The sequence below is a fragment of the Pseudomonas sp. EU05-FHT14B02 genome, from assembly GCF_058791055.1.
The window spans coordinates 67,328-81,365 of the sequence record NZ_JBYTDD010000024.1; the positions used below are offsets into that span (position 1 = coordinate 67,328).

12 protein-coding genes and 1 pseudogene are annotated in these 14,038 nt (G+C 60.8%); 5 read left to right on the forward strand and 8 right to left on the reverse strand.

Annotation, left to right across the window (positions count from 1 at the left end; genetic code table 11):
* Positions 1-241: 241 nt before the first annotated feature.
* Positions 242-316: pseudogene (locus AC3WTM_RS21105) on the forward strand (helix-turn-helix domain-containing protein); the annotation flags it as partial.
* On the opposite strand, the gene AC3WTM_RS21110 reads toward AC3WTM_RS21105, so the two are convergent.
* A complete protein-coding gene (locus tag AC3WTM_RS21110) occupies positions 312-1,280 on the reverse strand; it encodes a LysR family transcriptional regulator (RefSeq protein ID WP_102671004.1) in 969 nt (322 codons plus the stop codon). The pseudogene AC3WTM_RS21105 and the gene AC3WTM_RS21110 overlap by 5 nt on opposite strands.
* 341 nt (positions 1,281-1,621) lie before the next feature.
* On the opposite strand from AC3WTM_RS21110, the gene AC3WTM_RS21115 reads away from it, so the two are divergent.
* The 4 genes from AC3WTM_RS21115 to AC3WTM_RS21130 all read left to right on the forward strand — a co-directional run bounded on the left by AC3WTM_RS21115 (position 1,622) and on the right by AC3WTM_RS21130 (position 6,539).
* On the forward strand, positions 1,622-3,133 hold the full coding sequence (locus AC3WTM_RS21115) for an efflux transporter outer membrane subunit (RefSeq protein ID WP_102671005.1): 1,512 nt from the start codon (positions 1,622-1,624) through the stop codon (positions 3,131-3,133).
* Positions 3,134-3,253: 120 nt separating this feature from the next.
* Positions 3,254-5,446 (forward strand): FUSC family protein, encoded by a 2,193-nt coding sequence (locus AC3WTM_RS21120; protein WP_102671006.1) that lies wholly within the window; start codon positions 3,254-3,256, stop codon positions 5,444-5,446.
* Positions 5,436-5,636, forward strand: coding sequence for a DUF1656 domain-containing protein (locus AC3WTM_RS21125; RefSeq protein WP_102671007.1), 201 nt, complete (start codon positions 5,436-5,438; stop codon positions 5,634-5,636). Before AC3WTM_RS21120 ends, AC3WTM_RS21125 begins: the two co-directional genes overlap by 11 nt.
* Before the next feature lie 39 nt (positions 5,637-5,675).
* On the forward strand, positions 5,676-6,539 hold the full coding sequence (locus AC3WTM_RS21130; RefSeq protein ID WP_102671008.1) for an efflux RND transporter periplasmic adaptor subunit: 864 nt from the start codon (positions 5,676-5,678) through the stop codon (positions 6,537-6,539).
* Positions 6,540-6,666: 127 nt separating this feature from the next.
* On the opposite strand, the gene AC3WTM_RS21135 is transcribed toward AC3WTM_RS21130, so the two are convergent.
* From AC3WTM_RS21135 to AC3WTM_RS21165, 7 genes are all read right to left on the reverse strand, one after another.
* On the reverse strand, positions 6,667-7,056 hold the full coding sequence (locus AC3WTM_RS21135) for a DUF4440 domain-containing protein (RefSeq protein WP_102671009.1): 390 nt from the start codon (positions 7,054-7,056) through the stop codon (positions 6,667-6,669).
* 76 nt (positions 7,057-7,132) lie between these two features.
* Positions 7,133-7,957, reverse strand: a complete 825-nt coding sequence (locus AC3WTM_RS21140) for an SDR family oxidoreductase (RefSeq protein ID WP_102671010.1) — start codon at positions 7,955-7,957, stop codon at positions 7,133-7,135.
* A gap of 33 nt (positions 7,958-7,990) precedes the next feature.
* The gene (locus AC3WTM_RS21145) at positions 7,991-8,455 is read right to left on the reverse strand and encodes a multidrug transporter (RefSeq protein ID WP_102671011.1); all 465 of its coding nucleotides are present in this window, start codon (positions 8,453-8,455) and stop codon (positions 7,991-7,993) included.
* A 288-nt stretch (positions 8,456-8,743) separates the two neighbouring features.
* Positions 8,744-10,195 (reverse strand): mannose-1-phosphate guanylyltransferase/mannose-6-phosphate isomerase, encoded by a 1,452-nt coding sequence (locus tag AC3WTM_RS21150; protein ID WP_102671012.1) that lies wholly within the window; start codon positions 10,193-10,195, stop codon positions 8,744-8,746.
* Between the two features lie 215 nt (positions 10,196-10,410).
* Positions 10,411-11,067 carry an alginate O-acetyltransferase AlgF gene (locus tag AC3WTM_RS21155; RefSeq protein ID WP_102671013.1) on the reverse strand — a complete coding sequence of 219 codons (657 nt, stop codon included), beginning with the start codon at positions 11,065-11,067 and terminating at the stop codon, positions 10,411-10,413.
* Between the two features lie 14 nt (positions 11,068-11,081).
* On the reverse strand, positions 11,082-12,257 hold the full coding sequence (locus AC3WTM_RS21160) for an alginate O-acetyltransferase (RefSeq protein WP_102671014.1): 1,176 nt from the start codon (positions 12,255-12,257) through the stop codon (positions 11,082-11,084).
* 11 nt (positions 12,258-12,268) lie between these two features.
* On the reverse strand, positions 12,269-13,834 hold the full coding sequence (locus AC3WTM_RS21165) for an MBOAT family O-acyltransferase (protein ID WP_057713381.1): 1,566 nt from the start codon (positions 13,832-13,834) through the stop codon (positions 12,269-12,271).
* Positions 13,835-14,038 lie beyond the last annotated feature (204 nt).

Consider the following 14,038-nt stretch of genomic DNA (forward strand, 5'->3'; position numbering starts at 1 on the left):
AGTTTGGGGGGACTTGGCGGCCTTTGGGCCGACCATGTTCTTGGTTGACCGTGTACATATCCGTTTCTTCGGTAACGGCCACTGGCGGTTTTGCCCTTACGGCGACTCACTTTTTTACAAGCGCCTAAAAAAGTAAGCAAAAATTCACTCGGGGTATGACTCACCCACATAGGTAACAAAACAGTTCAAGCACATAGGTAACAGTCTTTAACTGGCACTGGTCGATTCCGAGGATCTGACCATGCCGTGGCGAGAGCTGAAACCTATGGACCTGAAAGTGATGTTCATTGCCGACTACCTGTCTGGTCGACTCAATTCGCCAACCGAACCCCACCCAGACTCCCGCTCAATTCATACGCCGCCAATTCCGCCTGATGCGCCGCCAGCAATTCAGGCAACGATCCACGCAAATACTCGACCCAGGTCTTGATCTTCGCATCCAGGTACTGGCGCGACGGGTAGATCGCATACAGGTTCAGTTCCTGGGAGCGGTAGTTGGGCATTACGCGCACCAGTGTGCCGTTGCGCAGGCCTTCTATCGCGGCGTACAGCGGCAGCACCCCAACGCCCATGCCGCTGATGATCGCGGTTTTCATCGCGTCGGCGGAGTTCACCAGGAACGGTGAGCTGTTGATGGTGACCATTTCCTGGCCATCAGGGCCGTCGAAGGCCCATTTCTCCAGCGGAATCACCGGGCTGACCAGGCGCAGGCAGGCGTGGTTGAGCAGGTCGCTGGGTTTTTGTGCGCAGCCGTTGGCTTTGACGTAGGCCGGAGAGGCGCAAACGATGCTGTAGGTGATGCCCAGGCGCTGGGAGACGAAACCCGAGTCTGGCAGTTCGCTGGCGAGGACGATGGACACGTCGTAGCCCTCGTCGAGCAGGTCCGGCACGCGGTTGGCCATGGTCAAGTCGAAGGTCACGTCCGGGTGGGTCTTGCGGTAGCGGGCGATGGCGTCGATCACGAAGTGCTGGCCGATGCCGGTCATGGTGTGCACTTTCAGTTGCCCGGCCGGGCGTGCGTGGGCGTCGCTGGCCTCGGCTTCGGCTTCTTCGACGTAGGCCAGGATCTGTTCGCAGCGCAACAGGTAGCGCTTGCCGGCTTCGGTCAGGGCGATGCGGCGGGTCGTTCGGTTGAGCAGGCGGGTTTGCAGGTGGGCTTCCAGGTTGGAGACCGCGCGCGATACGTTGGCCGTGGTGGTGTCCAGTTGTATGGCGGCGGCGGTGAAGCTGCCGGCTTCGGCCACGTAACTGAAGGCGCGCATGTTTTGCAAAGTGTCCATGGGGGGCTCTCTCGTCGAATGACAAATTGTGACACGAAGTTTCTGTTTATTTACAGGCGACTAAAGATCTACCAACGGATTATCTCGTTAACGGTAACAAAGATTCACAGGAATCCCAGCTTATCGCCATTCAGACCGCCCCATAGAATTGCGCAACTTGGCAAACCGGGGGCACGGCCCCAGCCGCACAACCTGTGGGAGCGAGCTTGCTCGCGATGGCGGCGGTTCAGCCAACACAGATGTTGAATGTGGCTCCGCTATCGCGAGCAAGCTCGCTCCCACAAATGCGGCGCTGTTTCCAAAAAACGTGTACCTCCCCCCTATTTCAGGAAATCGCAGCAGTGCCGCGTCGCATCAGCAGAGCGCTTCAGTCGCTCAGTGTTTTGGCTTTAACCCTGGCAATCAGCGGCTGCATCGGAACCGGAGGTATTGCCCCACAGGGCAAGGCGCTGGAAGCCAACTCACTGGCTACCGACGAAGCGATCCAGAGCGCTGCGCAGGATGCCCACTGGCCCACCGCACAATGGTGGCAAGCCTACGGCGACCCGCAACTGAATCGCTGGATCGACCTCGCCCTGCAAGGCAGCCCGAGCCTGGCCATGGCCGCCGCCCGGGTGCGTCAGGCCAGGTCCATGGCCGGCGTGGCCGAAGCGGCCGAATCGCTGCAGATCAATGGCGAGTCCACCCTCAAGCGTCACAACTGGCCTACTGACCAGTTCTATGGCCCCGGTGAGCTGGCCAACAGCACCACCTGGGACAATAACGCAGCGCTGGGTTTCAGCTATGCCCTCGACCTTTGGGGCCGCGAAAGCAATGCCACCGACCGCGCCGTGGACATGGCGCACATGAGCGTTGCCGAAGCGCGTCAGGCCCAACTCGAATTGCAGGACAACATCGTACGGGTCTACATCGAGTTGTCGTTGCATTACGCCCAGCGGGACATCGTTGAAGCGACCTTGAAGCAACAACAGCAGATTCTTGAACTGGCGCAAAAGCGGCTGGACGGTGGCATCGGCACCCATTTCGAAGTCAGCCAGGCCGAGACGCCGCTGCCGGAAACCCATCGTCAGATCGACGCCCTCGACGAAGAAATCGCCTTGAGCCGCAACCAACTCGCCGCCCTCGCCGGCAAGGGCCCGGGGGAGGGTGCGCATTTGCATCGACCAACGCTGTCACTGGGTGCGCCACTGAAACTGCCGTCGTCACTGCCGGCGCAATTGCTCGGTCAACGCCCGGATGTGGTCGCCAGCCGTTGGCAAGTGGCGGCGCAGGCGCGAGGTATCGATGTCGCCCATGCCGGTTTCTACCCGAACGTCGATCTGGTCGGCAGCCTTGGCTACATGGCCACCGGCGGTGGAGCCCTGGAGTTCTTGACCGGCAAGAAACTCAACTACAGCGTGGGGCCGGCGATTTCGTTGCCGATCTTCGATGGCGGACGTTTGCGCTCGGAGTTGGGCGAAGCCTCGGCCGGGTATGACATCGCCGTGGCCAAGTACAACCAGACCCTGGTCAACGCCCTGAAAAACATCTCCGACCAGTTGATCCGCCGCGAGTCCATGGACAAACAGCAGGCGTTCGCCGCCGAGTCGGTGGCCACTGCGCAGAAGACCTACGACATCGCGATGATCGCCTACCAGCGTGGCCTGACCGACTACCTCAACGTGCTCAACGCCCAGACCCTGCTGTTCAAGCAGCAGCAAGTACAGCAGCAGGTTCAGGCAGCGCGCCTCAGTGCCCATGCCGAACTGGTGACGGCGTTGGGCGGTGGTCTCGGTGCCGGCAATGACGTGCCGAAAGACAGCCAGACCCAGGCGCCGAAAACCCCGGCTCTGCTCAAGAGCATCGTGAATTGAACGCAAACCTTGTGGGAGCGAGCTTGCTCGCGATGAGGGCGGCACATCCAACATTGATGACGACTGATACTCCGCTATCGCGAGCAAGCTCGCTCCTAAAATTTTATTGAGCAGGATTTGATGACTCCCTTGCCCGCCCCTTTGCGCTGGCTGTACTCCCTGGAATGGCGCCGGGGTTTCTTCGACTGGGCACGCAGCGACGGCGTGACTTGGGTCTACATTTTCAAGGTGCTGGTCGCGGCATTCTTGACGTTATGGCTGGCCATGCGCCTGGAGCTGCCGCAACCGCGTACGGCGATGATCACGGTGTTCATCGTCATGCAGCCGCAAAGCGGCCAGGTGTTCGCCAAGAGTTTCTATCGTTTTCTCGGCACCCTGGCCGGGTCGGCGGTGATGGTCGCGCTGATCGCCCTGTTTGCGCAGAACACTGAGTTGTTCCTCGGTTCGCTGGCGATCTGGGTCGGTATCTGCACGGCTGGTGCCGCCCGCTGCCGCAACTTCCGCGCCTACGGTTTCGTACTCGCCGGATACACCGCGGCGATGGTCGGCTTGCCCGCGCTGGCCCATCCGGAGGGGGCGTTCATGGCGGCGGTCTGGCGGGTGCTGGAAATCTCGTTGGGCATTCTCTGTTCGACACTGATCAGTGCCGCCATCCTGCCGCAATCGGCTAGCGCGGCGATGCGCAATGCGTTGTATCAACGCTTTGGCGTGTTCGCCCTGTTCGTCACCGATGGCTTGCGCGGACGCAGTCAACGTGAGGCATTCGAGGCTGGTAACGTGCGTTTCATCGCCGAGGCCGTGGGCCTGGAAGGCTTGCGCAGCGTGACTGTTTTTGAAGACCCGCACATGCGGCGGCGCAATGGCCGGCTCAGTCGACTGAACAGCGAGTTCATGGGCATCACCACGCGCTTCAATGCCTTGCACCAGTTGCTCGAACGCTTGCGCAGCAGCGCGGCGGACACCGTGGTGGCGGCCATCAGGCCGGGTCTGCAGGACCTTGCCGAGTTGCTCGACGGCTTCAGCGGTCGTGCCCTGACCAGTGCCGATGCGGCGCGTCTGGTCATGGTGCTGAGCGCCTACAAGGAAGGCTTGCCGGCGCGGGTGCGTTGTCTGCGGGCGACGTTCCAGCAGCACAATCCGAGCGATGCCGAGCAATTGGACTTCCACACCGCATACGAGCTGCTCTATCGCTTCGTCGACGACCTGCACGGTTATGCACAGACCCACGCCTCCCTGGCCGATCACACTCACGAACGGGAGCGCTGGGACGAGCCGTTCACCCCGCAAACCAACTGGATGGCAGCGGCGGCATCGGGAATTCGCGCAGCATTCATTCTGGCGGTATTGGGCAGCTATTGGGTGGCAACCGCCTGGCCGAGCGGCGCGACCATGACCCTGATTGCCGCCGCGACGGTGGGCCTGTCCGCCGCCACCCCGAACCCGAAACGCATGGCCTTTCAGATGGCGTGCGGGACATTGCTCGGGGCGCTGATCGGCTTCGTTGAGATGTTTTTCATTTTCCCGTGGATCGACGGATTTCCGTTGCTGTGCGTGATGCTCGCGCCGGTGATCGTACTGGGCTCGTTCCTGACTTCGCGGCCGCAATACGTCGGCGTCGGCCTGGGTTTGCTGATCTTCTTCAGCACCGGTTCGGTGCCTGACAACCTCACGGTCTACAACCCCTACACCTTCATCAACGACTACATCGCCATGGTGCTGGGCATGCTGGTATGTGCAGCGGCCGGGGCGATCATTCTGCCGCCCAACAGCCGCTGGCTGTGGCGTCGGCTGGAGCAGGATTTGCGCGGCCAGGTGGTGTACGCCATCAGCGGCAAGCTCAAGGGATTGGCGTCGAGTTTCGAAAGCCGCACCCGCGATCTGGTGCATCAGGCCTACGGCTTCGCGGCGGGCCAACCGCAAGTGCAGCGGGACTTGCTGCGCTGGATGTTCGTAGTGCTGGAAGTCGGCCACGCGATCATCGAGTTGCGCAAGGAACAGGCGATTCTGCCGGTACATCCGGCCTATGCCGAATCCCGGCCGTGGCGCCAGGCGATCCGGGTGATGGGGCGTGCGCTGGTGCGGCTGTTCCTGCAACCGAACAGCAGCAACCTCGAACGCGCGCTGATTGCCGTCGATCACGCGATCAGCCGTGTGCAGTCCACCGACGAACCCTTCGCCCCGCACTTCGATACCTCGGCGTTGCGCCGGGTGAAGAGCTACCTGCACTTCATCCGCACCTCTCTGCTCGATCCGCAATCACCGCTCGCCGCCTTCGCAAGCAGCCAGCCCCAAGGACTTGAACATGCCTCGTGAAATCGCCTTCCACGGCGTGTACATGCCGACCATGACCCTGATGTTTTTCATCGCCGCGGCGCTTTCCTGGGCGCTGGACCGGTTCCTGTCCGGGTTCGACCTGTACCGTTTTTTCTGGCATCCGGCGTTGCTGCGCCTGAGCCTGTTTACCTGTCTGTTCGGCGCCATGGCGCTGACTGTCTACCGTTGACTCTCTATCACTGACTCTCTATCTCTGAAGAATGCCCCGATGAAAAAGTTTTTCAGCCTGCTCGCGACCTTGCTGGTGCTGGCCCTCGCGCTGTGGATCGGCCGCTCCTTGTGGGAGCATTACATGAACACGCCATGGACCCGCGACGGCCGCGTGCGCGCCGATATCATCAACGTCGCCGCCGACGTCACTGGTGAAGTGGTGGACGTGCCGGTGCGCGACAACCAGTTGGTGAAGAAGGGCGATTTGCTGATGCGGATCGACCCCGAGCACTACCGTCTCGCAGTGAAACAGGCACAGAGTCTGGTGGCATCGCGCAAGGCGACCTGGGAGATGCGCAAGGTCAACGCCCATCGTCGCGCCGATATGGACAACCTGGTGATCTCCCGGGAAAACCGTGACGACGCCAGTAACCTCGCCGACTCGGCCCTGGCTGATTACCAGCAGGCCCAGGCGCAACTGGAAGCCGCCGAACTCAACCTCAAGCGCACCGAGGTGCGCGCGGCGGTGGACGGCTATGTGACCAACCTCAACGTGCATCGCGGCGACTACGCACGCATCGGCGAAGCGAAAATGGCCGTGGTCGACATGAACTCGTTCTGGGTCTACGGCTTCTTCGAAGAAACCAAGCTGCCCCACGTGCGCGTGGGTGATAAAGCCGACATGCAACTGATGAGCGGCGAAGTGCTCAAGGGCCACGTGGAAAGCATCTCGCGTGGCATCTACGACCGCGACAACCCGGAAAGCCGCGAGCTGATCGCCGACGTCAACCCGACCTTCAACTGGGTACGCCTGGCGCAACGAGTGCCGGTGCGCATTCACATCGATGAAGTGCCGGAGGGGGTGCTGTTGGCGGCGGGGATTACCTGTACGGTGGTGGTCAAGCAAGGTGATGGGGCATAACCCATTCCCCTGTAGGAGCGAGCCTGCTCGCGATGAACCAGAGCGCGCCGCGTGTATTCAGAATGCACGCGTTATCGTTGACGTCCATCGCGAGCAGGCTCGCTCCTACAGTTGATCGTCGTCGTGTTCAGCAGAAGGTCTCTTGCAGATGCCGCCAAAGAATTCTGCCTTCCACCTTCTCGAACACCACGGTCGAGCGACGATCCGAGTGCAGTCCGGTGGCATCGGTCTGCTGTTCGCGGTAACTCACGGTCGCGCCACCGTCATGCAACGCAATACCACGCAACTCACTGAGCTCGATGCGGAACCCGAGCTTCTTGCCGCCCGCCAGCGAGAACAATTCGTTCAGCGCGTCAAAGTCCAGCACCCGGCCGAGCGGCGAGACCATGGAGAACTGCGGCGAAAAACGTGTCAGCAGTTTTTCGAGCTCGCACGCGTCACGTTCTTCGGCCAGCCATTGTTCGATGGCCACGTGGGCCTGGATCACTTCTTCGAAGTATTCGGTGTAGTCGGTCATGTTGATACCTGAATTCTGTGATGTTTGTTCCGGCGCCATCGCGAGCAAGCTCGCTCGCGATAGGGGCACCGTGGTCTCAGAGCTGTCCACGCAACCCGAACCGCCTCATCAGCCCGGATTCGAGCAAACCCTTGGGCAGCAAACTTGCCATCAGCGGTAACGCACGACTGCCATTGCCGATACGAAGCAACCGTGGCGGTTTGTCCTGCTGCACAGCCTTGAGCAAACCGACGGCAAATTCACTGGCCGGGGTCGGGTTGTCCTGAGAGGCTTTGGCTCGGGCGCGTATGCCTTCGCGCAGCGGAAACCATGGCGACTGTTCGCTGATCAGTTGCTCGGCTTCGTGCCCGGCATTCCTGGCAAAACTGGAAGCGATGGCTCCCGGCTGGACTTCCATGACCCGCACACCGAACGGCGCCAGTTCCATGCGCAAGGCATCGCTCAAGGCATGCACGGCGGCTTTCGAGGCACAGTAGGCGCCGGCGAATGGCGTGACCAAAACACCCGAAACGCTGCCGATATTCACGACCAATCCTTTGGTCCGGCGCAGCACGGGAAACATCGCGCGAGTGACGCCGACGATGGCGAACACATTGGTTTCGAACTGGCGCTGCATGGCTGGTACGCCACCATCGAGCAGCGGTCCCATGGCGCCATAACCTGCGTTGTTGATCAGTACGTCGAGACCACCGCGCTCCTGGTTGATGCGCTCGCTCAACTGCTCAAGGGCAACACCGTCGTTTACGTCAAGTTGCACGGCGGTAAATCCGGCAGCGCTCAGCATGACAACATCTTCGGTCTTGCGCGCACTGGCCCAGACTTCATAGCCGGCGACTTTGAACGCGTCGGCAAGGGCGCGGCCAATGCCGCTGGAGCAACCGGTAATCAACGCAACGGGCATGGCGCATTCCTTGTGCAAAAAAGGGGGGAGGGATCAGTCGGAAAAGCTACCCTGCAATCGCTCGGCGCGAAACTCCAGGGTTTCCGGACGGTAGCCAGGGCGCAGTGGCGGCAGCGGCAAACAGTCTTCCCAGTTGCCACCGGCCCGCAATTCACCAGGGCCACGATAACGCGGGGCGGTGTATTGATTGTCGGCCAGATTCACCGTATCGCCCGGTGCATAAGCCGCGACCCGCCAGCGCAACTCAGTGAGCGGCACGTCATTGCCGTTGTTCAGGGTCAATTGCAATGGGCGGTCGGCGGGACACTGCTGCGGTGCGTAACTGATGCGCAACTCCAGGCGTTGCAGTTGCTTGAGTTCGTGGTGGTCCATCCAGATGACCCAGGTGGCGACGATGCCCAGCCCCACGGCGGCGGCCAGAGATACGGGCAAGGCCTTGGCCGGATAGCGCAGCAACAGGATCAGCCAGGTGATGACCAGCAGGACGCCGATGAACATGACGTAAAATCTCGGGAATTGAGAGGGTCATCCTACCTAAGCGCAGGTGGGGTTGGCGATGGGCGATTCGGTGGTGTGCTGACTGGCCCCATCGCGAGCAAGCTCGCTCCCACAGTGTACCGAGCCGAGCACAAAATCCGTGATCAACCCAATACCCTGTGGGAGCGAGCTTGCTCGCGATGAGGCCAGGCAAGGCAATACAAAACTCAGTGAAAAAAAAGCCCCCGCCCAGCCTGCTGCGGATAGGGAACGCAGCAGGCTGGACGGGGGCTTCTGTTTTACTGAACGTTACTGCGCGATGGTTTTCACCGACACGCCACGCTCAACCGGCGTCGAGCGCCCGTAGATATCTTCAAATCGCTCGATATCGTCTTCGCCCAGGTAGCTGCCCGATTGAACTTCGATAATCTCCAACGGAATCTTGCCCGGGTTGCGCAAACGGTGAACCGAAGCGATCGGAATGTAGGTCGACTGGTTCTCGGTCAGCAGGAACACGTTCTCGTCACAGGTCACCTCGGCGGTGCCGCTGACCACGATCCAGTGCTCAGCGCGGTGGTGGTGCATTTGCAGGGACAGGCAAGCCCCCGGTTTGACCGAGATGTGCTTGACCTGGAAGCGGCCGCCCATGTCCACCGAGTCGTAGGAGCCCCACGGACGGTAGACCTCGCAGTGGTTCTGGGTTTCGCTGCGGCCCTGTTCGTTGAGGGTGTTGACCATCTGCTTCACGCCTTGGACCTTGTCCTTGTGGACGATCATCATGGCGTCCTTGGTTTCGACCACGACGATGTTTTCCAGGCCGATCACCGACACCAGCTTGCCGTTGCCGTGGATCATGCAGTTTTTGCTGTCCTGGATCACCACGTCGCCTTTGGTGACGTTACCGTTGGCGTCTTTTGCATTGACTTCCCATAGTGACGACCAGCAGCCGACGTCGCTCCAACCCGCGGTCAGCGGCACGACGCAGGCGCGTTGGGTTTTTTCCATCACCGAGTAGTCGATGGAATTGTCCGGGCAGCACGCGAAGGTGGCTTCGTCGAAGGTGATGGTGTCGGCATCCTGGTGGCTACGCTCCAGGGTCAGCACGCAGGTGTCGTAGATGTCCGGATCGTGCTTCTTCAGTTCTTCAAGGAAGCGGCTGGCGCGGAACAGGAACATGCCGCTGTTCCAGAAGTAACCGCCGGACTGGACGAACTCGGTGGCGCGCTTCACGTCGGGCTTCTCGACGAAGTGCGAGACGCGGCTGACGCCTTCAGGCAGCAGCGAGTCGTTGGTCGACTTGATGTAGCCATAACCGGTTTCCGGCTTGGTGGCCGGGACGCCGAACAGCACCATTTCACCGTTTTCGGCGGCGACGGTGGCCAGGGCCAGGGCGCGTTGCAGGGCTTTCTGGTCTTCCAGCACGTGGTCCGCCGGCAGCACCAGCATCAGCTCGTCGCGACCTTCATTGACCAGCATCATCGCGGTCAGGGCCACGGCTGGCGCGGTGTTGCGACCGAACGGCTCCATCAGGATGCGCTGGGTGTCCAGCTTGCGCGCGGCCAACTGCTCGTTGACGATAAAGCGGTGGTCCTTGTTGCAGACCACGATTGGCGAATCCATGCCTTCGAACACCAGGCGTTCCAGGGTTTGCTGGAACAGGGTGTGTTCGCCGGTCAGGGCCAGGAACTGCTTGGGGAATTGCTTGCGGGAAAGCGGCCAAAGACGTGAGCCACTACCACCTGACAAGATCACCGGAATCATGTTTTTACTCCTTGAAAATCGATTGGTTAGAGCTACTGCGTTCTGTCGTTTCACTCTTGTTTTTGTTCCGTGTCCGGGCTGACCTTTGTAGGAGCGAGCTTGCTCGCGATGGACGTCAACGAAAACGCGTGCTGTCTGGATAAACGCGTTGCCCTTGCGTTTTTCGCGAGCAAGCTCGCTCCTACAGGGGGACATGGGTCAGCCTGAACAATGTATTAGCGCGTCGACACCGGGCGTTTCACCCAGACCGGCGACAGGCTGCTGCCGTTGCCAGTGACGTACAGCACTGCGGCTTCACCGCGCTCCAGGGCGACCGGTTTTACGTCGCCGACTTTGGTGGTGCCGTCGTACAAGGCCAGGCTGACCTTAACCGGGTTGATTTCACGTTCGCCGCGGCCCTTGGGCGCAACGTTCGGGACCACGTCGGTCTTACCGTCGGCGGTCTTCAGGGTCAGCGCTTTGTCACTGAGGTTTTGCACGCGTACCAGGGACTTCTGTTTGTTCTTGAACGGCGGCTCTTCGATCAGTTGCGGGGCGCCGCTGGCGTTGTTGACCAGGGTGTAATAGTGGTCGCCGGCCAGTTTCACCGGCAGGGTCTGGCTGCCAACCTTGGCGCTGTAGTCGCCGCCCGGCATGAAGCTGAAGTCAGTGCTGGACAGTGGCGCGACGTCGCTCAGGTTGGTGCTGCCGACGGTGGCGCTGACTTCTGCGTTGCCGGCGTTGTAGATACGCACGAAGGTCGAGCCTTTCGGTGCGGTCGGGCCGTACAGGGCGGCGTCGCCTGCGGCGAAAGCCTGTACCGACAGCACGCTGAGGCCGGCAACCAGGGCAAAGCTTTTAGCGAGACGACGAGGAGTTGTAGTGAAAGTCATGGTGTACCTCTCTTTCAGTTTTGCGCCCGGTCGGGCGTCTCGGATTTAGTGTTTGCAGCTACGTTTTGTTGGCGGGCGCCGGCTTGTTTAAGCTCTGCGACCCACTGCGGGTCGGCGTCGCCGATTTCGTTGTTCACGGGCAGATATCGTTCAGGGAACTCCCAGATCAGCACCTGTGGCGGGCTGTTCTTGAAGGCGTCGCTCTTGAGGTAGCTGAGCATCGGCAGAATCGGGCCGTGGCCGTCTTCGGCGTAATTGACCACGTCGCTGTTCAGCGCTTGCTTGAGCGCCCCGACGAAGTTCCAGTTGGGGTTGGCGCTGTAGCTGGTGCCGATCAGGGCTACCGGCACTTGGGTGTTGGCGAACAGCGCGTCGTCACTGGCGGATTGATCTTCAGCCACGACCGTATTGCGCTTCTGCAATTGCTCCTGTTTAGGCATCAGGTTTTCGAACAGCGGGTCCAGTGGCAGGAACAGACGCAGGTCGCCCTTGTGTGTAATGGTTTCCGCAGGTTCAGTGACGAAACGCTGGGGCTCGCCGCTCAGCGGGTACTTGTCGGCAATGGTCCTGGCCAGACGGTTGGCGGCGATCTCGGCACCTTGCGGCGTCCAGTGGGTGTCGGTGCGCAGGAACACTTGCTGGCCATTCTGCTTGGCCTGTTGCAGCGGGCCGAGCAGGTCAGGGGCCGGAATACGGTCGGCGGCCAGGCGCTGGTGGAAGTCCTTGTAGAGGTTGGCGTGGATGCTCGCCGGTTTCACTTCACCGAGGTGTTCCGGGTACAGGCGCACTTTGGCCGGCACCACCGCCATCACCAGTTGCACGCCTTTTTCCCTCAAGGTCTGGCGTACGCCTTCGACCAGCGCGTAGTTGCCTTGCAGGTTCAGCTCTTCGTTGACTACCGGGTGGAATTCTTCATCGCTGTACAACCACTGGTCGCGACCGAGCACCACGCCCGGACGACCTTCATTGAACAGTTTGAAATCCAGCGCGGCCCAGAGGTTGGTGCCCAGACGTTTGATCGGGAACTCGTCGTCGTAGTGCGTTTCTACGGCTTTGCTCCAGCGGCCGTTGAGCACAGTCGCATCGGCGTTGGTGCTGAAGCCGAAGAAGCTGCGCACCGACCACAGACCGAGCACCAGCAAGGTCACCAGGAACAGCGCGATGTAGAAGATGCGTAATGAGCGGGTCATGGTCAGATCCCTCAGAACTGGAAGTAAAGGAACGGCGAGAAGCTCTGCGCCGAGAGTTTGAGAATCGAGGCAATGAACAGCAGCAGCACCAGCGCACGCATCACGTAACGCGACCAGTCAGCGGTCCAGTAGGCCGGTTGTACCTGGGCTTCGACGCCGACGGTGTAGCCTGGCTGGTGGATGCTCGCCGGGTTATCCCCAGGTACGGCCTTGATCGTTCCCGGTGTCGCAGCGGCCGGGCCGTCGGTGTCGACGCTCACGGCAGGCTTGGTCTTGACCGGAGGCTGGTTGGTGTAGAAATCGCGCAGGCCGAAGAACGCCAGGGTCACGTAGGCCACGATCAGGGTCGCCACTTGCAGACCGGTGAGGCTGGCCTGGTTGAGTTCCGACAGCGACCAGTCGCCGAAGCTGAACATCGCACCGTACATGCGCCCGGCGACGTGCAGGTTTTCCGCGCGGAAGATCACCCAGCCCATCACCACCAGCAGGAAGGTCAGTGCCCAGCGGATCGGGTTGAAACTGCGTGGCGAGGTGTTCAGGCCGATGGCTTTTTCAATCGCCAGCCACATGCCGTGCCACGCACCCCAGACGATGTAGGTGATGTTCGCGCCGTGCCACAGACCACCGAGCAGCATGGTCAGGAACAGGTTGCGATAGGTCATCAGCGTGCCTTTGCGGTTGCCGCCGAGGGTGATGTAGAGGTAGTCACGCAACCAGGTCGACAGGCTGATGTGCCAGCGCCGCCAGAACTCGGTGATCGACTGGCTGATGTACGGCTGCTTGAAGTTTTCCATGAAGCGGAAGCCCATCATCAAGCCCAGGCCGATGGCCATGTCGCTGTAACCGGAGAAGTCGAAATACAACTGCGCGGTATACGCCAGGGCGCCGAGCCAGGCATCGCCCGTGCTCGGGTTTTGCAGGGCAAAGCAGTGGTCGGCCACCACCGCCAGGGTGTCGGCGATGAAGACTTTCTTGATGAAACCCTGCATGAACCGCGTGCAGCCCTCGGAGAACTTGTCGAGGGTGTGGGTGCGGTTGTTGAACTGGTCGGCCAGGTCACGGAAACGCAACACGGGGCCTGCGATCAAGTGCGGGAAGATCGCCACGAACGCTGCGAAGTCGATCAGGTTGCGGGTCGCCGGGGTGTCGCCACGGTAGACGTCGATAATGTAGCTGATGGACTCGAAGACGTAGAACGAGATCCCGATCGGCAGCAGCACGTGGGTCAGGATGAAGGGCTCCAGGCCCACCGACGTCATCATCGCGTTGATGCTGTCTACGCCGAAATTGGCGTACTTGAAGTAGCCGAGAATGCACAGATCGACGGCCACGCCGAGCAGCAGCCAGCGCTGCGCCGGTTTGGTCCTGACCCCGGCGGCACCGACTTTCAGGCCGATCCAGTAGTTCCACAGCGTAACGCCTGCGAACAGCGCGAGGAAGTCCACACGCCACCAGGCGTAGAACACGTAACTGGCAATCAGCAGCAGCAAATTGCGATAGCGTTGCCCGCTCAGATAGTACAAGCCGAGGAAGATCGGCAAGAACAAAAACAGGAACACGTTGGACGAAAAAACCATCCCGATCTCTCCTTGTTTGAACCAACAGTCAAGGGCCAACGGCCCCCCCAAACCCCCCACGGAAATCCGGGGGGCTAACTCACAAAACTCACTTTCGACACCGACCCTGTGGGAGCGAGCTTGCTCGCGATGAGGGAGTGTCAGTCGACATCGATGTTGAATGTCAGACCGCTATCGCGAGCAAGCTCGCTCCCACAGGTTTTG

What these genes read in the sequence shown, in the direction of transcription:
- AC3WTM_RS21110 (WP_102671004.1), bottom strand. Translation starts at nt 1,280, where the DNA reads ATGGACACTTTGCAAAACATGCGCGCCTTCAGTTACGTGGCCGAAGCC.
- AC3WTM_RS21120 (WP_102671006.1), top strand. Translation starts at nt 3,254, where the DNA reads ATGACTCCCTTGCCCGCCCCTTTGCGCTGGCTGTACTCCCTGGAATGG.
- AC3WTM_RS21125 (WP_102671007.1), top strand. Translation starts at nt 5,436, where the DNA reads ATGCCTCGTGAAATCGCCTTCCACGGCGTGTACATGCCGACCATGACC.
- AC3WTM_RS21130 (WP_102671008.1), top strand. Translation starts at nt 5,676, where the DNA reads ATGAAAAAGTTTTTCAGCCTGCTCGCGACCTTGCTGGTGCTGGCCCTC.
- AC3WTM_RS21135 (WP_102671009.1), bottom strand. Translation starts at nt 7,056, where the DNA reads ATGACCGACTACACCGAATACTTCGAAGAAGTGATCCAGGCCCACGTG.
- AC3WTM_RS21140 (WP_102671010.1), bottom strand. Translation starts at nt 7,957, where the DNA reads ATGCCCGTTGCGTTGATTACCGGTTGCTCCAGCGGCATTGGCCGCGCC.
- AC3WTM_RS21145 (WP_102671011.1), bottom strand. Translation starts at nt 8,455, where the DNA reads ATGTTCATCGGCGTCCTGCTGGTCATCACCTGGCTGATCCTGTTGCTG.
- AC3WTM_RS21150 (WP_102671012.1), bottom strand. Translation starts at nt 10,195, where the DNA reads ATGATTCCGGTGATCTTGTCAGGTGGTAGTGGCTCACGTCTTTGGCCG.
- AC3WTM_RS21155 (WP_102671013.1), bottom strand. Translation starts at nt 11,067, where the DNA reads ATGACTTTCACTACAACTCCTCGTCGTCTCGCTAAAAGCTTTGCCCTG.
- AC3WTM_RS21160 (WP_102671014.1), bottom strand. Translation starts at nt 12,257, where the DNA reads ATGACCCGCTCATTACGCATCTTCTACATCGCGCTGTTCCTGGTGACC.
- AC3WTM_RS21165 (WP_057713381.1), bottom strand. Translation starts at nt 13,834, where the DNA reads ATGGTTTTTTCGTCCAACGTGTTCCTGTTTTTGTTCTTGCCGATCTTC.